Origin of the sequence: Sphingorhabdus sp. (assembly GCF_023910635.1) — a bacterium.
In the GTDB taxonomy this organism is placed as follows: Bacteria; Pseudomonadota; Alphaproteobacteria; order Sphingomonadales; family Sphingomonadaceae; genus Sphingorhabdus_B.
This window is the reverse complement of sequence record NZ_JAAVVZ010000020.1, coordinates 12,613-31,584: the sequence shown is the minus strand read 5'-3', so window position 1 is coordinate 31,584 and position 18,972 is coordinate 12,613. Positions and strand designations below refer to the sequence as shown.

The following is an 18,972-nucleotide window of genomic DNA, read 5'->3' as shown; positions in this document are numbered from 1 at the left end:
CATGCTCCGCCTATTTTTTAATCTTTTGACTGATACTAGCCGCGCACCTGTCAGGTTCCGCCGCAAGGCAGTTCAGGCGCAACGCAACGGTTTCACCTTAGTTGAAATGATGGTGACTTTGTTCATTTTGGCGCTGCTGACGACGGTCGTGGCCATCAACGTGTTACCTAACCAAGACAAGGCCATGGTGCAAAAGGCACGGGCAGATATCGCAGTTTTGGGACAGGCGATGGAAACCTATCGGCTTGATAATCTGACTTACCCTGATGCAGGTGCAGGGCTGCAGGCATTGGTCACGCCGCCGACGACCGGCGCGCGGAGTGAAGGCTATATCAAGAAACTGCCTATGGACCCTTGGAACCGCCCCTATCAATATAGCATGCCTGGAAAGAACGGCGCCTTTGACATCTATTCGCTGGGTGCCGATGGCGCACCTGGCGGTGAGAATGACGATGCCGACATTTACGGCGACTAAGCCGTCCGTCCGTAAAATCGTTCAGGATAATGCGCGCGGCTTCAGCTTAGTGGAGCTGATGGTGGTATTGTTCATCATCGGCATTGCAAGCACGGCCGTTGTCATGACCGTACGCTCGCCTGAGCGCGGTGTGCGGGATGAGGCAGAGCAATTTGCCGCCCGCATTGCCGCCTTGCGCGATAATGCCATATTGCAATCGCGCACTATGGCGGTGACCGTGCGTCCGTCGGGATATGGCTTTGAAACGCGCAATGATGGGAACTGGGTCCCGTTGTCCGAAGCCCCATTTTCAACCACCGACTGGAAACGTGGCACAACGGTTCAGATGTCCGGTGCGCGACAAATGCGGGTTGCCTTCGACAGCACTGGCCTGCCGTCAAGCGCCGCCAATTTCGCGATCAAACATGACAATGTAACGGTCACGCTAAAGCTCTCCGCAACCGGGGACATACGCGTTGTCCGTTAAGCCTTCATTGTCGCGCAATGGCTTCACGCTATTGGAAATCATGGTTGCCTTGGCCATTTTCAGCCTCGCGGCCTTAGCGATGGTACGCTTGCAGGGATATTCGGTACGCTCGACATCCAATCTGGGCGATAGCAATATGGCATGGCAAGTGGCGCGGAACGTGGCCGTGGAAATATTGTCCAACCCCGCGCCGCCAACTCTCGGAGAAACGCGCGGCGAAGAATTAAACGGCGGTCAAAATTGGAAGTGGATGGCGACAACGCGTCCGACCGATGACAGCCGTTTGGTGACTGTCGAGATCAACGTGGTCGGAACTGGTAACGCGGCACTCCGTAAGGCCCAGATGACGATCGCTAGGCCCGTTGAGCAATGACCGAATTGCGACATTCAGAGGCCGGGTTTACGCTTATCGAATTGCTTGTGGCGCTAGCGATTTTTGCACTCATTTCGGTGGCTGGTGTCATGCTTCTACGTTCCGGCAGCGATACCCAAATTGCCGTGAAAAAGCGTCTTGAAGAAATGGCATTGTCGCATCGCTTGGCCAATGGTTTGGAAGGCGATCTGGCGCAGGCGATCGCGCGTCCTGTGCGAGATCAATCGGGCCAACCTGTCCCTGCCTTCACCCAAGGAGAGGAAAGCGTTCCCGGCGCGCTATTTGGCTTTGTCCGGGCCGGGTGGTCCAACTTTGATGATGCGCCGAGGGCAGGGCTGCAACGCGTGGCTTATGTGTTGGAAGGTGGGGCGCTCAAGCGTTTAAGTTGGCCCATGCTCGACGGAACAGCCCCTACAGACGCTGCGGTCTTGTTGGAGGATGTAGCGTCTGCAAAGGTCGAATTTCGCGATGATACCGGTGCTTGGCGCGATGATTGGACTGCGGCCGATGCGGATGCTTTGCCGCGCGCTGTTGCCTTAAACGTCAATTTGGTCGGTAAGCCTGCCCAACGCATGCTTTTTCTGGTTGGGCCGCAAACACGTGTTGCACCACCGAGCGTTGAAAAAGGCGCAGCCGAATGATGCCGCAAAAGCATTCAGAACGCGGCGCGGCCTTGCTGTCGGTCTTGCTTATGGTGGCGGTGCTGGCCGTCATTGCGGCAACGACGCTTGACCGGTTACGTTTATCGAGCAAATTGTCGGTCAATGGCAACGCGCTTGCCCAGGCGCGGATGTTTACGTACGCGACCGAGGCGATTGCCGTTGCGCGTATTGAGGACCTGGTTGCCCGCGATGCCGCGCAAACGACGTTATCGGGGGATTGGCTGGGCAAAGCGCAAGCCATTCCCATTCCGATAGGGTCTGCCACCGCTGCCGTGCGTGATGCTGGCAATTGTTTCAATCTCAACAGCTTGGTGACCAAAAATGACGGCCGATACTTGGCCAGCGCGACGGGCCAAGACCAGATGACGTCTTTATTGGTGGTGTTGGGCACGAATGAAAACACGGCGCGTGTTGTTGTTGCGGCGGCAGCCGACTGGGCGGACAGCGACATCACGCCTTTACCAAATAGCGTCGAGGATGATGGCTATCGTTCTGCGGCGACCCCTTATCTTACGGCGAACAGGCTTTATGCCCATCCAAGCGAGCTGCGCGCGGTCAAGGGCGTAACCCCCGCTATTTATGCCAAGTTGCAGGATTGGATTTGTGCGCTGCCCGATCCGGTTTTATCGCCGTTGAACGTCAACACTTTGCTACCCGAACAGGCACCGTTGTTGGCGATGCTATTCCCGCCCGGCAAGATGAATTTGACCTTAGCGCGCAGCTATCTCGCCAAGCGGCCATCTAATGGCTATGGCAGCCTCATTCGATTCTGGGCGGCGCCTGAAATTGCCGCCCTGGAACCGTCTCCTCTGGTTCAAGGGCAGGTAAAACTGACGAGCAATTACTTCCTTTTGAACACAAATGTGTCATTTGGCGAACTTAAGCTTGCCGGACAGTCGATGATTGTCGCGTCGCCCGCGCCTGCGCGCGTTGTCTGGCGCAGTTGGGGGGAAGAGGAATGACATTGGTCATTACGCGGTTCCCGACATCTGAGCGGGACGACCCGTCGGTATTTCGGGTCATCGAGGGCATCTGGCAGGATGCAGGTGTACTTTCCAACTTCGTGCAGACGGTTGACGACATGACTGTCATGGCACTTGTCGCGCCTGAAGATGTTCGGTGTCACTGGTTCACGCTGACCGATGTGCAAGGGCGTCAGGCCGAAACCGTCGCGAAACTGCATGCAACCGAACAATCGCTTGGCCTTGTGCACATCAGCGCTGGCGCAGATTATGACGATGTTGTTGCCACAGCGACAATCGCGTCGGAGGTTATGCAGAGCGGGTTGGATAGGCTTGGTGCGTGCGGGCTGAACCCCGACATCGTCCTGCCCTTTGCATCATTGGTGCGTACCCATTTGGATGGCGTGTTCAGGGCCGAAATGGACGGCCTGCGCGTCCTGCGCGGCGCGCAATTTGCGATACCTGACGAAGCCGTGTTGCGCGATCTGTTCATTGGCGACGCGCATATAGAAAATATTGATACCGCCTCCCTTCGGTCCATGCTGCTTTCCGCCAGCGCGTCGCCATTGCTGAACTTGCGTGAAGGCAACTTCGCAAAACGGGAGCGGGCAGTTTGGATGACCGCAGAGCAAAAGATGTGGGTGCGGCGGCTTCTGACCGCGCTCTTTATCGTGACGATTATGCTCACTCTTGCGACCTTGGCGAAATATTGGACTGCAACTGCGTCTGAAAATGACGCCGCATTGGCTGCGGCACAGAAGATTGATCCGGCTATCCAGGATATCGATCAGGCCGAAAGCATGCTGGCCGCGTCGCTTAATCGTCAGGGCAAAACGCAAAGCAGCTTTGCACCGCTTTCTGCGGCCTTGTGGCGCAGTGTCAAGGCTTCACCGAATGTGTCCGTGCGGGAATTGCGATATACGCCCGACGGCATATTGACCGTTGTTCTGGCGGCACCCACCGCAGATAACATCAACAAGGCTCTTGTGACCATTCAACAAGACGGGTTCCGCATTACGGCAACCGCGCGGCAAGACACAAGCGGCGCTACATTGGTTGATATGACTGTGAGGATGCCATGATAGCGGTGATACGCTTATGGTTTGCTGCGCTGACGCGGCGCGAGCAATGGCTCGTTGGTGTCGCGGGCGCATTGACAGCTTTTGTGGTGGCGATTTTTGGAATTTTACTTCCCGTATTGTCAAACATTGATCAGGCAAAGATAGATCATGACGAGGCGGTTCAGCGGCGCGGGCGCATAATCGCCACGGTGGATGCAACGCAGAAGCAGCAGACGGGGCCGCGTTCCACAACCGCGGCGGACATTGACCTGTTGATTGTCCAAAATGCGGCAGAAAACGGGTTCGATCTCGTCAAATCGGCCAATGGTGCACCAGGACAAATCAGCTTCCGGATTGATCAAGCACGGGCGCCAGCGTTGCTTGCGTGGCTGACAGAGCTTGAGGGCCAGAATGTTGCTGTGCGCAGTGTCGCCTTACGACCCGGCGCGAACAGCACCGTAACGGTGGATGCGCAGTTGCAGATGGGCGCACCATGAAACGGCGCTTCGTCATTGCTTCGGTCGCAGCTTTGGCTGTTGCGACGATATTATTCATGCCGTTGCGGACTATCGTCGCTGGGGACGGGGTAACCGCACGCAAGGTTGATGGTATCATTTGGGACGGGTCCATCCGCGACCTGCGCCTTGGCAAATTGCCGTTGGGCGACGTCAATGCACGTTTGTTGTTATCCCCATTATTTATGGGCCGGGCAGAGATATTGCTGTCACGGGGCAAGGCGCAATTTGTGCCTGGCATAACCGGGTCTGTATCACGCGGCATAAGTGGTGTGTCGGTCAACAATCTGTCCGCTACTTTGCCAGTAGGTGCGCTGTTCGCTCCGTTTCCTGCCGAAAATATTCAGTTTGAGGGCTTTTCTGCGCGCTTTGCTGCTGGCAAGTGTATGGATGCTGGCGGTCAAGTCCGGTTGACTTTGTCCGACACGATGCCGGGACTTAACTTACAGAATGGGATGCTTGGTCAACCCCGCTGCGACGGTGCCCAATTATTGCTGCCCTTGGTCAGCCAATCCGCGATGGAGCGCGCGGACATCCGTTTGTCTGCGGACGGATCTTATACCGTGGCGGTTACGCTTGATGCCGACCGGGGCGACCAGGCGGCGGTGTTGAACATTGCCGGGTTCCGGCCAGTTGCGGGTGGTTACCGCCTGGTCCAAAAGGGCCGGTTCTGAGCGCGTTCCAGACGTCATTGGGCGATATGCTATGCGCTTTGCCCTTTTGGTATCAAAGCATGCTCGCCATGATATTCGGCGCAATCTGGGGCAGCTTCGTTGCGGCCTTATGCAGTCGCTGGCCACGCGGGGAACGGGTATCGGACGGCCGGTCGCATTGTGACCATTGCCAAACGACGCTTGGGGCTAAAGACCTCGTGCCGATATTGTCTTATCTATGGCTTCGCGGCAAATGCCGATATTGTGGGCAATCCATAGGAATAAGCGCACTATATATTGAACTTGTCTCCGCCGCGATTGGCCTATGCGCGGTGTTATTCTTGTCGGGTGGTCCAGCCGTGGCGGCGGCGGTTTTCGGTTGGGTGCTGCTACCGCTCGTCATCCTCGATTATCAGAAACTGTGGTTGCCCAATCGACTGGTTTTGGCGCTGGCATTGGCGGGTGTCTGCCTTGGCCCGTTTCTGACACCCGAGATTGACTGGCCCGACCGCATTTTGGGCGGCATTTTCGGATTTCTTGCATTGGAAGCGACCCGGCAGGTCTTTCGAAAGCTGCGCAACGTCGAAGGCATGGGTGGAGGCGACCCCAAATTGTTCGGAGCCATTGGGATATGGCTCGGTTGGCAGGGTCTGCCGATGACTTTGCTTTTGGCAACTATCTTCGGGTTTCTGTTTGTCGCGGCTGCCTATACGCTATCCAAAAAGAGCGCCCGACAGTTACCGTTCGGGGCGTATTTGGGAATGGCTGCCTTTATGATTGTCTTGCTGCTGGACGGCCAGCCAGCCTAGCGCTTCAGATTATTGTGCAGCTTCGGCGGGTGCGGGGGTTGCAGCCTCCATTTCGGCCTTTGCGTCCGCTTCAATCAACTGCGTGGCTTCTTCGGCGGCTTGTTCGATGGTCAGCTTTCGCTTGGTCACTTCTTCTTGTTGCGAGGCCGCAGGCATGATTCCCTCTGCTGGTGCAGTATCGGGCGTTGCCGTCGTATCATTGCAAGCCGCAAGCATGGCCAACGCAGATATCAGTAAAGCAGCTTTCTTCATTGCGTTGGTTCCGGCTTTAGTTCGCCCTCATAATTTGCCAGATAGGCCAAAGTTGCGACCCAAGCGGCCACGTTTTGGCGTAATTCGCCCTTATCGACCTTGTCCAACGTATCATCCGGTGTGTGATGGAGGTCGAAATATTTTGTTCCATCTTGCTGCAAATCCACGATACCAAGTTTTTGTGCATCGATGATTGCGCCAATGTCCGCGCCGCCGCCCGCCAGTTCGCGGCGGGGGACCACGCCCAAGGGTGCAAGCGCCGAAACGATCTGCGAACGCACCGCATTTGCGCTTTCAGCTAAGCGGAAATCCACAGCCCAGATTTTGCCTGCACCGAAGTCGGATTCCATGGCCAAAGCATGTGGTTCGTTGGCGTGCTTCGCCCCATAGTCACGGCCACCCCATATGCCGACTTCTTCAGCCCCGGCCCAAAGTAAGCGCACGGTGCGCTTTGGTTGGCCCATAGACTTCAGATGCTTGGCGGCCGCACCGATGATGCCGCAACCCGCCGCGTCATCAATCGCGCCCGTGCCAAGGTCCCAGCTATCCAGATGGCATGCAATGACGATAATCGGCAATTTCGGGTTGGACCCCGTCACTTCGGCCAGCACATTGCCCGAGGTCTGCATGCCTATATTCTGCGGGGTAAGCTTCAACTTCATGCGCACAGGCTTCCCGCGCGCAATCATCCGTTCAAGGTTCTCCGCGTCGGGAATCGACAATGCGCCTGCCGGAATAGGGGCGACGCCAGGTTCGAAATTGGTGTTCCCGGTATGCGGGTTGCGGTGATAGTCGGTGCCGATGGAGCGGATGACGATGGCCGCCGCGCCTTTCTTGGCAGCAATATTCGGTCCGACAAAGCGGGCAGGGCCAAATGCGCCATAACTGCTACCGTCCTGCGTTGCCTTCATATTATGGCTGACAAAGGCGATTTTGCCTTTCAGGCTGCCGTCTGGCGCAGCGCGCAAGTCGTCGATGGTCGGGAAATAGACGATCTCCGCATCCAATCCCGCCTCGCCGGTGCTACCGCTATTGCCAAGTGCGGCAACAGCCAACTTCTGCGGAAATGGCGCGGTGATTTCAGCGGTCTCTTCGCCGCGCACCCATGTCGGCATCTGATATTCTTCAACGCGGACATTGTCGAAGCCCAACGCCCTTAACGTGTTTACCGACCATATCCGCGCACGCGCCTCTGCCTCCGTGCCAGCCTGCCTTTGGCCAATCTCGGTCGTGAGGCCCTCTAATATGTCATAAGCGATGTCGTCGGATTTTAGCGCCTTGTCGCGCAATTCTGCGACAGAAACTGGCTTCGGGCTATTAGGCGCGGCAATGGCGATTGACGATGTAAGGAACAGCGTAGAAGCTGCGGCGAACAGAGCTATATTTTTCTTCATGCCGCGTAGGCTTAATCGCATCGCACAGTTTTGCAATCCCGCCTTGCGAGGAAAGCTGCGGATAGCTAGGGAAGCGGCCAAATCAAAGTAATGCAACACAGGAACTGATCCCCATGGCAGCGCAATATAGTTACGTAATGAAGGGAATGACCAAAACCTTCCCCGGCGCGAACAAGCCGGTGCTCAACAATATCAATCTGCAATTCTACCCGGATGCAAAGATTGGCATCGTCGGACCAAACGGCACGGGTAAGTCGACACTGATGAAAATCATGGCGGGCATGGACACCGAATTTACAGGAGAAGCATGGCCCGGAGAACATATCCGCGTTGGTTATCTGGCGCAGGAGCCTGAGCTGGACCCAAATAAAACGGTGCGTGAAAACGTCATGGATGGCGTGCGTCCGGTTGCGGATTTGGTCGATCGTTTTAACGAAATTTCGATGATCATGGGCGACCCGCCCGAAGATGCCGATTTTGACGCATTGATGGAAGAAATGGGCACACTTCAGGAAAAGATTGATGCCGTCGATGGTTGGTCGCTGGATAGTCAGCTTGAATTGGCCATGGACGCGCTGCGGTGCCCACCCGGCGATAGCTCTGTGACCAGCCTTTCGGGCGGTGAAAAGCGCCGGATCGCGCTTACCAGATTGTTACTTGAAAAGCCTGACATCCTGTTGCTCGATGAACCTACCAACCACCTTGACGCGGAATCGGTGGCGTGGCTGGAAAAGCATTTGGTCGACTATAAGGGCAACGTCATCCTCGTAACCCACGACCGCTACTTCCTCGATAATGTGGTGAGCTGGATACTCGAGCTCGATCGTGGTCGCTATTTTGTCTATGAAGGCAATTATTCGACCTATCTTGAGAAGAAGGGCAAGCGCCTGGAGCAGGAATCGCGAGAAGATGCGGGTCGTCAGAAGGCTATCAAGGACGAGCTGGAGTGGATTCGGCAAAGCCCTAAGGCGCGTCAGACGAAATCCAAAGCGCGTATCAAATCCTTCGACCAATTGGTTGAGGCGCAAGAAAACCGCACCCCCGGCAAGGCACAGATCGTCATCCAAATCCCCGAGCGTCTTGGCAGCAAGGTTATCGAGGTTAAGAATGTCACCAAGGCCTATGGTGATAAATTATTGTTCGAAAATCTGTCATTCACCATCCCGCAGGGCGGAATTGTTGGCGTTATTGGGCCGAACGGCGCAGGTAAATCAACACTTTTCCGCCTGATTACGGGTCAGGAAGTGCCGGATTCCGGTGAAGTGGAAATCGGCGAAACCGTGAAGCTTGGCTTTGTCGACCAAAGCCGCGATGACTTGGACCCCAACAAAAATGTGTGGGAGGAAATCTCCGGCGGCGCGGACTTTATGAAGCTGGGCAAGCATGAAACGCCAACCCGGGCGTATGTCGGGGCGTTCAATTTCAAGGGCACGGACCAGCAGAAAAAGGTTGGCCTGTTGTCCGGCGGTGAACGCAACCGCGTGCACATGGCAAAGATGTTGAAAGAAGGCGGAAACGTGCTTCTGCTCGACGAACCGACCAATGATTTGGACGTCGAAACGCTTTCGGCTCTTGAAGAAGCGCTGGAAAGCTTCGCCGGTTGCGCCGTGGTCATCAGCCATGACCGCTTCTTCCTTGACCGCTTGGCCACGCACATATTGGCTTTTGAAGGTGACAGCCATGTCGAATGGTTTGAAGGCAACTTTGAATCTTACGAAGAGGACAAGATTGCCCGCCTTGGCGACGAAGCCACGCGTCCACACCGTGCAACGTACAAGAAGATGACACGTTGATGATGGCATGAAATCACACGCCTCGTCACCGGTTGTAACACAAGTTCAGGTGACGAGGGTGTGTGGCCTTATGGGATAAGCCAGCGACCCGCCCATGAATTTTGCACCGCGTCCCATTGCCAGCGCGCACGCCGGTGGCCGGCATTGGCAAGATACAGCCATTCGATTGTATCAATCTCGACCAACAAAGCCGCAAAATTAGGGCGATAGTCCGCAAGTTGATCTTCTTCAGGTTGCTTGCCCGCGATCCAATCGGGCAAACCTGACGAAGGTTCTGCCAACGGTGTTCCGGGTGCAGCCTCGGCCATGTAACAACGCCGTGCAAATGGCGTTGATGCCGACCAAGCAATGTCGGCAACGGCGCCTGTGGCCGTGAAATGTGTTTTCCCCGACATCCGGATTTGAACCTTTGCCGCCGGGTCATAGATCAACACGCTGGTCGCCGGGTTCTGACGCAGTTGTTCCGCTTTTATCGAACGCGAGTCGGTATGAAACCGCAGCGTGCGCGTATCTCGCGATACATCCCGCAATATCATGATCCGCAATTGCGGCATGCCCAACGCATCGACGGTGCCCACTGCGGGCATATGAGACGGGCTGTTGCGATTGGTCACACCGGCGGCGATAAGGCTCCATGCCTCTTCAAAACTTAACGCGAGATCATCATAATAAGCGGGGAAGCTGACGGGATCGTTCATTGTACCTCAAAACTGTCGTTCTCATTATTTAGAACGTAAAGATTACCGTCGGATATGCCGAAATAGGCACCGTGTAGCTTTAATTGCCCCGATTGTTCGCGTGCCGCAATAAAGGGAAAACTACGTAGGTTGGCGAGGCTGACGCGGATCGCCTCCAGCTCCAGATCGCGTTGCGGGTCTTGCGACGCGGATGCCAGCACCTTGTCGCGGGCAGGGCGCACAATATCCACCCAGCTATCGATGAAGCTATACCCGGCGTGTCCCAGGTCGCCGCCCTCCAATGATGCTTTAATGCCGCCACATTGCGCGTGCCCAAGAACGACGATATGACGCACCTCAAGGCCCAAAACACCAAATTCGATTGCCGCAGATACCCCGTGCAATCCGCCGCCGGTTTCATAGGGCGGAACTAGGTTCGCCACATTGCGCAATGCGAAAACCTGGCCCGGGGTGGTATCAAATACCGTCGCAGGGTCGACCCGGCTATCGCAGCAGGAGATGATCATGATTGGCGGTGACTGTCCGTCGCTTGCGAGCGCGTCATAGCGCGCCTTTTGCCGGACATACGCGTCCGATTTGAAACGACGATATCCGTCAACCAAGACGCCAAACTCAGGCATTAGAAACGCTCTCCTCGGACAACTTGAACGTCGCCTACGGTTAACAACATGCCATAGCTATCCAGCAAGGGGGCAATTGCGTCCATTAACTGTTCCGTCTTTGTGTCTGACGCGATGGCCAGCACGATGGTCTTAGCACTGGCGCCAGTGACGTCGTCATGCTGCCATTCGCCCGCACGTCCACCGCCAGAGTCCACGTGAATGAGGCTCCATCCTGAAATATCCACGGCTTTCAACTTGCCGACAATACGCGGGACAAGCGGCGTATCGACAAGGATTTCAACACGTTTACGCAGGACGGTTTGTATCATTGGGTCATCCTAAAGCTTGGGCAAGGGCAGCGAAGATACTGATGCCAAAGATGATGTTGAACGGAAAAGTGACGCCGAGTGACATGCTCAGATAGATGCCCGGGTCAGCCTGGGGCAGGGCAAGGCGCATTGCCGCCGGAACCGCGATGTAGGAAGCGCTTGCCGCCAATATGCCAAGCGCCGCTGCGGAGGCAACATCAAGGCCAATGACCGTTCCAACGACGGTGCCAATCGTGCCGTTTACCAAGGGTAACAAAATCGCCAAGAAAACTAGCCGCAACGTCATCTTACGCGATTGAATCAGGCGGCGTGCCGCAATCAGGCCCATATCCAGAAGGAAAAGGCATAATACACCACGAAAGCCGGTATCGAACAGCGGCTTGACGGCTGCGAACCCGTCGCTTCCGGCAATCGCGCCAATGACGAAGCTGCCGACCAGCAACATCACCGAGGCATTGGTCAGCACCTCATGCCATGGCGTCGTGTTGCTTTCACCAGAGCTTGTGTCACCGCGGCGGGCGAGCATCAGGCCTGTTATAATGGCTGGCGTCTCCATAAGCGCCAGAACAGCGACCATATATCCTGCCGGGCTTAAGCCTTCGCCGGTTAGCAATTCTATAGCGGTTACAAAGGTAACGACGCTGACCGAACCATAATGCGCGGCAACCGCGCCGGCGTCGACTTTCGACAATTTGCCAATGCCGCGCAACAATGCAAAGGCAAGAACAGGTAAAAGGAAGCTTAAAGCAAGGCCAGCGGCAGCAGCAACCATGACTTCTGTGGTAATTCCGCTCTTGGATACCTCAACCCCGCCTTTCAAGCCGATTGCTGCCATCAAATAGATGGACATCGCCTTGGCGAACGCCTCTGGAATATTAAGGTCGGATTTGAGAATAGCGGCAATAAAGCCGAGTACAAAAAACAGGATCACCGGCGAAGTAAGGGTATCAACGATCATCTTGGCCCCTTTGCGAATTTTACAACCCATAGCAGGCAAGTTGCAGTTGGCAAGATGGCGCGCTACGTCTATTCGGGCTTCATGAACGCGCCGATCAATATGCCCGAACGCCCGGTTAGGGAACGCAAACCCGACTGGATCAGGGTTAAAGCGCCGACCGGTGCCGGGTTTAATGAAACACGCCGCTTGATGCGTGATCTCAATTTGAACACGGTGTGTGAAGAAGCCGCCTGTCCCAATATCGGCGAATGCTGGACCAAGAAACACGCCACCGTGATGATACTGGGCGATGTGTGCACAAGGGCTTGCGCATTTTGTAACGTGAAAACCGGAATGCCGCGGGCGGTTGACCCGCTTGAGCCGGAGCATGTGGCGATTGCTGCGGCCAAGATGGGCCTTGAGCATATCGTTATTACATCTGTTGACCGAGACGACCTGCCCGACGGTGGCGCAAGCCAGTTTGTAAAGGTGATTGAGGCATTGCGCCGAAATACGCCCAACACCACAATCGAAATCCTGACCCCCGATTTCCGCAACAAGGCGCAGGCCGCAATTGAAGCAATCGTTACCGCCCGCCCCGATGTGTATAATCACAATCTGGAGACCGTTCCGCGCCTGTATCCGACCATTCGGCCCGGCGCGCGCTATTACGCTTCGCTGCGTTTATTGGAAACGGTGAAGCGACACGATCCGTCGATTTTCACGAAGTCTGGCGTCATGCTCGGGCTGGGCGAAGGACGGATGGAGGTGCATCAGGTGATGGACGACATGCGCAGCGCGGACATCGATTTCCTGACGATGGGTCAATATCTGCAGCCAACGCCAAAGCATGCCAAGGTTATGGATTTCATTACGCCAAGCGCATTTGACGCTTATGCCGCCATTGCGCGCGCCAAGGGTTTTTTATTGGTTGCGGCAAGTCCACTGACCCGGTCCAGTTATCATGCGGGTGATGATTTCACCAAGATGCGCGACGCACGTGCGGCGCAACTCGCCAAGGTGCGCTAAGGGTTTCGTTCACACATGCCGCACCATCACGAACGCCGCAGCCTGCCGCATAATGCGGCGCAAATGTATGATTTGGTGGTGGACGTCAGCCGCTATCCTGAATTTCTGCCTTGGGTCAGCGCCATCCGTATCCGGAAGGATGAAGAAAGCGAAATGCTGGCAGATATGATTGTCGGGTTCAAATCGCTTCGCGAAACGTTCAGCAGTCGCGTGGTGAAAACCCCTAAGTCATCGATCATCGTGGATTATCTCGATGGCCCCATGAAGCACTTACACAATGCTTGGACGTTCGAGGATGTCGAAGGCGGCGGCTCAATTGTCGACTTTACCGTCGAATTTTCCTTCCGTAACCGCGTGTTTGAGGCGCTGGCCGGTCAGTTTTTTGATTCGGCTCTCCGCAAGATGACAACGGCGTTTGTTGAACGTGCCGACGCGCTTTATGGTGCGGGCGGAAGCAACAACCCTAACGCATGAAGCGTTGCAAAGGCACGGATATCAGCGCGGCTTTTGTCTGAGCCAAAAGATTTGTGATCTCCCACCACCTCTTCTGGGTTTTGACCTTTGACCGCTACTGCAAAAACTACGGTGCCAACGGGTTTGCTGGCGGTCCCGCCGTCTGGGCCGGCCACACCGCTTATCGCGACGGCCACGTCTGCGCCGCTTTTTTTCAGCGCACCTTGCGCCATGGCCCATGCGACGCCGACGGATACAGCGCCGAATGCATCGATGATGTCTTCATTTACGCCCAGAAGCTTAATCTTCGCGTCATTGCTATAGGTAACAAAGCCATAGCCAAGGACGGCGCTGCTACCCGGAACTTCGGTGATCGCGGCCGCGACAAGGCCGCCGGTGCAGCTTTCCGCGATTGCGACCATTCGTCCCGCAGCTTTGTTCTCGGCAACAACGCGCGCGGCCAGCTCGGCAATCTCGGTGGGTAAGACGGTGTCCATATTCAGATTTTCTCAAAAGTTGCGGTGGCTTGCGCGGCGATGCCTTCGCCGCGGCCAGTAAAACCAAGCATTTCGGTTGTTGTTGCCTTTACCGATATGCGATCCACATCAACAGACATTATTTCTGCCAGCCGTTCGCGCATTTTTCCCCGGAAGGGTCCGACCTTTGGCTGTTCGCAGATAATGGTAACATCGGCATTTGAAAGCTCAAAGCCATCTGCGCGCGCCACCTTTATGGCATGCGCAAGGAACCGATCGGACGACGCACCGCGCCATTGCGGGTCGCTTGGTGGGAAATGATCGCCAATGTCTCCCTTGGCAATTGCCCCCAATATGGCATCGGTCAGCGCATGCATGGCAACATCGGCATCGCTATGGCCATCAAGACCCCTGTCATGGGGAATCTGCACGCCGCATAGCCATAATTCGGCACCTGGCACCAGACGGTGGACGTCAAAACCATTTCCGCTTCGGAATGTGGGCATGCTGTTTCCTGCAAAATCGCTTGAGAAGGTAAATTTATTGAGCGCCTCCGCGCCCGGCACGATACGCACGTCGCTTCCTTGCGCCATGAGCATGCGTGCATCGTCGGTTGGTTCTGCGCCCGTCCAGCTTTGGTGGGCTGCGTAGATGTCCTGAAAGGCAAAGGCCTGCGGCGTTTGAATACGCCACAGATTTTCGCGTGCGACGGTTTCGGATAGTATATCCGTGCCGCGTGAAAGGCTGTCAACGACAGGGAGGGCGGGGACAGCACCGGGCGCAAGCGACAATGCGTCCAACAGGTCGTTGATGACGTGAACTGGAAGGAAGGGCCGTGCAGCGTCATGGATCAACACCTGATCAACCGTTTCCGCAGTGGCAATCGCCTTTAACCCCAAATAGACGCTTTCGCGGCGTGTCAGCCCGCCTTGTAGAAGGATAGGTTCTTTGAGATCTGCTAACGCAGCTACCGCCTCTGTTTCTTGGCCCGCACCAACCGCCACATAGACTTGGTCAATGGCCGGGTGCGCCGCCAATGTCGCATAGCTGTGCCACAGCATAGGCTTGCCGCGCACGAGGCGAAACTGCTTTGGCTGCGCGCCGCCCACGCGGCTACCTGAGCCTGCGGCGACGATGAGTGCAACGGTGGTTGGTCGAGATGCCATTTGGGCGCTCTAGCGACAGCAGACTTGCCCGCCAAGCTGAAAGCGGGTAACGGCCTGCCTAAATTTTAGGCAGTGTTTGAAGATGCAACTGAAACCCATCCATATCGGCAACATCAAAATTGATTGTCCCGTCATATTGGCGCCCATGACTGGCGTGACCGATATGCCGTTCCGCAAAATTGTGCGTGAGTTTGGTTCCGGCTTGAACGTCACCGAGATGATCGCCAGCCAAGCGATGATCCGTGAGACGCGGCAAAGCATCCAAAAATGCGAATGGGACGCCATTGAAGAGCCAGTGTCGATGCAGCTTGCCGGTTGCACCCCTTATGAAATGGGCGAAGCGGCCAAGCTGAACGAAGAACGCGGTGCGGCCATCATCGACATCAACATGGGTTGCCCGGTCAAAAAAGTTGTCAATGGCGACGCCGGCTCTGCGCTGATGCGGGATTTGCCCTTGGCCGCGAGCTTGATTGCGGCAACGGTGAAGGCCGTGTCGGTGCCTGTGACTGTCAAAATGCGCATGGGTTGGGACCATGGAAGCCTGAATGCGCCTGAGCTTGCGCATATTGCCGAGGATCTGGGTGCAAAAATGATCACCGTGCACGGCCGTACGCGGAACCAGATGTACAAAGGCTCCGCTGACTGGGCCTTTGTGCGTAAGGTGAAAGACGCGGTGTCATTGCCTGTCATCGTAAATGGCGACATCTGCAATATTGAAGACGCGCAAACTGCTTTGGTGCAGAGCGGCGCAGATGGCGTGATGGTTGGCCGAGGCGCTTATGGTAAGCCATGGTTGCTTGGCCAAATGATGCACTGGTTTCGGACCGGACAGACCATCGACGACCCGAATATCGATACGCAGTTTCGCCTTATCATGAACCATTATCGCGCCATGCTTGACCATTATGGCAACGAAGTCGGGGTGCGTATCGCACGCAAGCATATTGGCTGGTATACGAAGGGGCTGAACGGGTCGGCAGAGTTCAGAAACTTTATGAACCGTATTGACGATCCAAATGTCGTGATCGACGAATTGACGCGCTTTTATGAACCGTTCCTGATCAAGTCGGCGGCCTGATCTATGTCGCAAGCCATGCATCGTCCCGATTATGGCCAGATGCTGGCGAGTATCGCGGTTCCGGTGCTTTTGATTTCCCCAGATCACATCATAACTTATGCCAATGACGCCAGCGAGGCGTTTTTCGGACGGAGTAGGCGGCGGTTGGAGGGGCAACGCATTGATGAAACGCTCATTTTTGAAAGCGAGCGGATGAATGCGGCATTATTGTCACCGGACGGCGACATATCTGCCCAAGATATGGAGCTTAAAACGCCCCACGGCGTCATTACAGTCGATATAAACCTGTCTTCGGTGTCGAAGGAGCCGGAATGGAGAATCGCCATCATATCGCCCCGTAATGGCGGGCGAGAGCATATCGGCGATCAGCGCGACATTGGGCAGCAGCAAGCGATGGGCGCGCCTGCCATATTGGGGCATGAGATAAAAAACCCATTGGCGGGTATCAAAGGCGCAGCGCAGTTGCTGGCCCGGATCGTCGATGAAAAAAACCGCGCCCTGACGGAATTGATCGTGAACGAAGTCGACCGCATTGCGCGTTTGCTCGACCAAATGCAAAAGCTTGGGCGTTCGGAACCGGCGGAACTTGCGCCTGCCAACATCCACTTGCTGATTGAGCGTGCCATTCGCTCGCTACGTGCAGCGAACCGCGGCATGCCGGAAATTTCCATTAATTATGACCCGTCGTTGCCAGATGTTCTAATCGATGCCGACGGGATGGTTCAAATACTCATCAATCTGCTGCAAAACGCAACAGACGCGCTGCAAGGGCGTCTTGATGGCGTGATAGGCATTTCGACCCGCTATGTCATGAGCGGTGCGTTGAGGGACGCTGACGTTGATCGGCGGTCGATTAAATTGCCCGTCGAGATCGCTATTTCGGACAATGGCCCCGGCGTGCCCGAACATATACTAGACGAACTGTTTTCGCCCTTTGTGACCACGAAACGCGATGGGCAGGGGCTTGGCCTCGCCATTGTGCGCAAACTCGTGCAGCAAATGAACAGCCGCGTGCTGTTCGAACGCGATGCTGCGCAGGGGCAAACGACGTTCCGGCTGTTGCTGCCGGTTGCATCAGGGAAAACGAACGCATGAAACCGCCACGGGTACTCATTGTTGAGGATGACGCATCTATCGGCCTTGTGGTGAGCGCCGCGCTTCAAGCGGAGAATATCGAAACATCATTATGTGATTCCGTGGCGGCGCGCGACACGGCTTTGGCCAGTGGACATTTTGATTTGATGCTGACCGATGTCATGTTGAAAGACAGCGATGGCCTGACCACGTTGAAAGAGGCGATGGAAAAAACGCCGGACATGCCGGTCATCATCATGTCCGCGCAGAACACGCTGGAGACCGCAGTGCGCGCTAGCGAGATTGATGCGTTTGAGTATTTTCCAAAACCCTTTGATCTGAATGATCTCGTTCTGGCGGTGAAGCAAGGCATCGAAAAGAGGCGCTCAACGGCGCAAGATCCGTTCGAGTCGCTCACCGAGGCCAATCTTCCTATGATTGGAAGAAGCGCTGCGATGCAGGATGTTTACCGCATGGTCGCACGGCTTTTGCGGAATGACCTGTCGGTGCTAATCTCGGGCGAAAGCGGCACGGGCAAGGAGCTGGTAGCCGACGCGATCCATAATCTGGGGCACCGCAAAACAGGCCCCTTTGTCGCGGTCAACATGGCGGCGATCCCAAGCGAACTGATTGAAGCTGAATTGTTCGGCCACGAAAAAGGCGCGTTTACGGGCGCCGTTGGCCAATCCATCGGTCGGTTTGAACAGGCCCAGGGCGGCACATTATTCCTCGACGAAATTGGCGACATGCCCATGCACGCGCAGACACGATTATTGCGCGCATTACAAAGCGGCGTCATTAGCCGTATCGGCGGCAAAGCCAGCATCCGCTTAGATGTACGCATCGTCGCAGCGACCAACCAGAATTTGCCAACATTGATCGAAAAAGGCGGCTTTCGTGAAGATTTATTCTACCGCCTGAATGTCGTCCCGATCGAAATGCCGCCATTGCGCGACCGGACGGAAGATATTGGCCTGCTTGCGCAACATTTCTTGATGATGGCGGCGAAAGATGGTCTGCCGATGCGGAAAATCGATGACAATGCCATTGGCCATTTGATGGTGATGCCGTGGCGCGGCAATATTCGCGAACTGAAAAACCTGGTCTACCGTCTCGCTTTGTTATGTCGCGAAGATACCATTACGGACGCGACGATCATGCAATTTGTTGAACCGGCGCATGACGCAGAACCGCCCATCCAAGGGGCAAGTTTTGAAGCAGCGGTGGCGCAGTTTTTAAGGGATCAGCGTCAGCGCGGATCAATGCGTGAAAAACTATATCCACGCGCACTGGCGCAATTCGAAATCCCGTTGCTTCAGCATGTGATGAAGCAAGTGAAGGGTAATCAGTTAAAGGCGGCGGCTTTGTTGGGTATAAACCGCAATACCTTGCGTAAAAAATTGACTGACTATGGCATTGGCCCTTCAGGTGGGGGCATTGGCCCTTCAGGCGGGCGTTAGGCCGTGAACGCATAAATATCACCTTCGCGGCGTCAAAATGGCAAAGATATCGAAGCAAAATGGCCGCCGCAGGCAGTCATTCTGCCTGCAAGGGCATTTTGCTTGCGAGATCGAAGCCATTTTGGTGTCCGAAGGATTTGACCCATTTTGTCCATTGCCGCGTTGGCAAAGCGCGACTTAGAACCACTAAGCCTGCGCCTTGCCGCCTTGCACTGAACAGTATGGCCTCAAACCGCGAAGGTGATATTTATGCGT

At 55.6% G+C, this 18,972-nt stretch carries 23 protein-coding genes; 15 read left to right on the top strand and 8 right to left on the bottom strand.

Going from position 1 to position 18,972, the window contains the following annotated elements; translation table 11 throughout:
• Position 1: 1 nt before the first annotated feature.
• The 9 genes from gspG (at position 2) to HEQ34_RS11195 (ending at position 5,976) form a co-directional block, all read left to right on the top strand.
• Complete coding sequence (gspG, locus tag HEQ34_RS11235) at positions 2–475, top strand: type II secretion system major pseudopilin GspG (protein ID WP_296200423.1); 474 nt, start codon at positions 2–4, stop codon at positions 473–475.
• Positions 447–941, top strand: a complete 495-nt coding sequence (locus tag HEQ34_RS11230; protein WP_296200422.1) for a GspH/FimT family pseudopilin — start codon at positions 447–449, stop codon at positions 939–941. Before gspG ends, HEQ34_RS11230 begins: the two co-directional genes overlap by 29 nt.
• Entirely contained in the window at positions 931–1,314 is a 384-nt protein-coding gene (gene gspI / locus HEQ34_RS11225; RefSeq protein ID WP_296200421.1) for a type II secretion system minor pseudopilin GspI, read from the top strand. The genes HEQ34_RS11230 and gspI overlap by 11 nt, the downstream gene beginning before the upstream one ends.
• Positions 1,311–1,955, top strand: a complete 645-nt coding sequence (gene gspJ, locus HEQ34_RS11220; RefSeq protein ID WP_296200419.1) for a type II secretion system minor pseudopilin GspJ — start codon at positions 1,311–1,313, stop codon at positions 1,953–1,955. Before gspI ends, gspJ begins: the two co-directional genes overlap by 4 nt.
• Complete coding sequence (gene gspK, locus HEQ34_RS11215) at positions 1,952–2,938, top strand: type II secretion system minor pseudopilin GspK (protein ID WP_296200417.1); 987 nt, start codon at positions 1,952–1,954, stop codon at positions 2,936–2,938. The genes gspJ and gspK overlap by 4 nt, the downstream gene beginning before the upstream one ends.
• Positions 2,935–4,020 (top strand): hypothetical protein, encoded by a 1,086-nt coding sequence (locus tag HEQ34_RS11210; RefSeq protein WP_296200415.1) that lies wholly within the window; start codon positions 2,935–2,937, stop codon positions 4,018–4,020. The genes gspK and HEQ34_RS11210 overlap by 4 nt, the downstream gene beginning before the upstream one ends.
• Complete coding sequence (gene gspM, locus HEQ34_RS11205; protein WP_296200413.1) at positions 4,017–4,496, top strand: type II secretion system protein GspM; 480 nt, start codon at positions 4,017–4,019, stop codon at positions 4,494–4,496. Before HEQ34_RS11210 ends, gspM begins: the two co-directional genes overlap by 4 nt.
• The gene (gene gspN, locus HEQ34_RS11200) at positions 4,493–5,188 is read left to right on the top strand and encodes a type II secretion system protein N (RefSeq protein ID WP_296200411.1); all 696 of its coding nucleotides are present in this window, start codon (positions 4,493–4,495) and stop codon (positions 5,186–5,188) included. Before gspM ends, gspN begins: the two co-directional genes overlap by 4 nt.
• 68 nt (positions 5,189–5,256) lie before the next feature.
• Complete coding sequence (locus HEQ34_RS11195; RefSeq protein ID WP_296200410.1) at positions 5,257–5,976, top strand: A24 family peptidase; 720 nt, start codon at positions 5,257–5,259, stop codon at positions 5,974–5,976.
• Positions 5,977–5,985: 9 nt separating this feature from the next.
• Here HEQ34_RS11195 and HEQ34_RS11190 read toward each other — a convergent pair whose 3' ends face one another.
• Both HEQ34_RS11190 and HEQ34_RS11185 read right to left on the bottom strand, forming a co-directional pair.
• Positions 5,986–6,228, bottom strand: a complete 243-nt coding sequence (locus HEQ34_RS11190) for a hypothetical protein (RefSeq protein ID WP_296200409.1) — start codon at positions 6,226–6,228, stop codon at positions 5,986–5,988.
• Positions 6,225–7,622: a M28 family peptidase gene (locus HEQ34_RS11185; RefSeq protein ID WP_296200407.1), complete on the bottom strand. Its 1,398-nt coding sequence runs from the start codon at positions 7,620–7,622 to the stop codon at positions 6,225–6,227. The genes HEQ34_RS11190 and HEQ34_RS11185 overlap by 4 nt, the downstream gene beginning before the upstream one ends.
• A gap of 113 nt (positions 7,623–7,735) precedes the next feature.
• On the opposite strand from HEQ34_RS11185, the gene ettA reads away from it, so the two are divergent.
• A complete protein-coding gene (gene ettA, locus HEQ34_RS11180; RefSeq protein ID WP_296200405.1) occupies positions 7,736–9,415 on the top strand; it encodes an energy-dependent translational throttle protein EttA in 1,680 nt (559 codons plus the stop codon).
• Between the two features lie 68 nt (positions 9,416–9,483).
• Here ettA and HEQ34_RS11175 read toward each other — a convergent pair whose 3' ends face one another.
• Genes HEQ34_RS11175 through HEQ34_RS11160 form a run of 4 tightly spaced genes read right to left on the bottom strand, consistent with a single transcriptional unit; the run spans position 9,484 to position 12,002 of the window.
• Complete coding sequence (locus HEQ34_RS11175; protein WP_296200402.1) at positions 9,484–10,113, bottom strand: pyridoxamine 5'-phosphate oxidase family protein; 630 nt, start codon at positions 10,111–10,113, stop codon at positions 9,484–9,486.
• Positions 10,110–10,733, bottom strand: coding sequence for a carbonic anhydrase (locus tag HEQ34_RS11170; RefSeq protein WP_296200400.1), 624 nt, complete (start codon positions 10,731–10,733; stop codon positions 10,110–10,112). The genes HEQ34_RS11175 and HEQ34_RS11170 overlap by 4 nt, the downstream gene beginning before the upstream one ends.
• Positions 10,733–11,044, bottom strand: a complete 312-nt coding sequence (locus tag HEQ34_RS11165; protein ID WP_296200399.1) for a transcriptional regulator — start codon at positions 11,042–11,044, stop codon at positions 10,733–10,735. The genes HEQ34_RS11170 and HEQ34_RS11165 overlap by 1 nt, the downstream gene beginning before the upstream one ends.
• A 4-nt stretch (positions 11,045–11,048) precedes the next feature.
• The gene (locus HEQ34_RS11160) at positions 11,049–12,002 is read right to left on the bottom strand and encodes a sodium-dependent bicarbonate transport family permease (protein WP_296200398.1); all 954 of its coding nucleotides are present in this window, start codon (positions 12,000–12,002) and stop codon (positions 11,049–11,051) included.
• Positions 12,003–12,083: 81 nt separating this feature from the next.
• Here HEQ34_RS11160 and lipA point away from each other — a divergent pair, with 81 nt between their 5' ends.
• Together lipA and HEQ34_RS11150 are read left to right on the top strand one after the other, a co-directional pair.
• Complete coding sequence (gene lipA / locus HEQ34_RS11155) at positions 12,084–13,010, top strand: lipoyl synthase (protein WP_296200437.1); 927 nt, start codon at positions 12,084–12,086, stop codon at positions 13,008–13,010.
• Positions 13,011–13,025: 15 nt separating this feature from the next.
• A complete protein-coding gene (locus tag HEQ34_RS11150) occupies positions 13,026–13,484 on the top strand; it encodes a type II toxin-antitoxin system RatA family toxin (protein ID WP_296200396.1) in 459 nt (152 codons plus the stop codon).
• Here the strand turns inward: HEQ34_RS11150 and HEQ34_RS11145 are convergent.
• Positions 13,448–13,960 carry a CinA family protein gene (locus tag HEQ34_RS11145; protein WP_296200395.1) on the bottom strand — a complete coding sequence of 171 codons (513 nt, stop codon included), beginning with the start codon at positions 13,958–13,960 and terminating at the stop codon, positions 13,448–13,450. The two genes, HEQ34_RS11150 and HEQ34_RS11145, sit on opposite strands and share 37 nt — an antisense overlap.
• Before the next feature lie 2 nt (positions 13,961–13,962).
• Positions 13,963–15,105 carry a bifunctional 2-C-methyl-D-erythritol 4-phosphate cytidylyltransferase/2-C-methyl-D-erythritol 2,4-cyclodiphosphate synthase gene (locus tag HEQ34_RS11140; protein WP_296200394.1) on the bottom strand — a complete coding sequence of 381 codons (1,143 nt, stop codon included), beginning with the start codon at positions 15,103–15,105 and terminating at the stop codon, positions 13,963–13,965.
• Between the two features lie 82 nt (positions 15,106–15,187).
• Between HEQ34_RS11140 and dusB the strand changes: the two genes are divergently transcribed.
• The 3 genes from dusB to HEQ34_RS11125 are packed head-to-tail and all read left to right on the top strand — an operon-like array spanning position 15,188 to position 18,717.
• Entirely contained in the window at positions 15,188–16,183 is a 996-nt protein-coding gene (dusB, locus tag HEQ34_RS11135; protein ID WP_296200393.1) for a tRNA dihydrouridine synthase DusB, read from the top strand.
• 3 nt (positions 16,184–16,186) lie between these two features.
• Positions 16,187–17,278 (top strand): ATP-binding protein, encoded by a 1,092-nt coding sequence (locus HEQ34_RS11130; protein ID WP_296200392.1) that lies wholly within the window; start codon positions 16,187–16,189, stop codon positions 17,276–17,278.
• Positions 17,275–18,717: a sigma 54-interacting transcriptional regulator gene (locus HEQ34_RS11125; RefSeq protein ID WP_296200390.1), complete on the top strand. Its 1,443-nt coding sequence runs from the start codon at positions 17,275–17,277 to the stop codon at positions 18,715–18,717. The genes HEQ34_RS11130 and HEQ34_RS11125 overlap by 4 nt, the downstream gene beginning before the upstream one ends.
• Positions 18,718–18,972 lie beyond the last annotated feature (255 nt).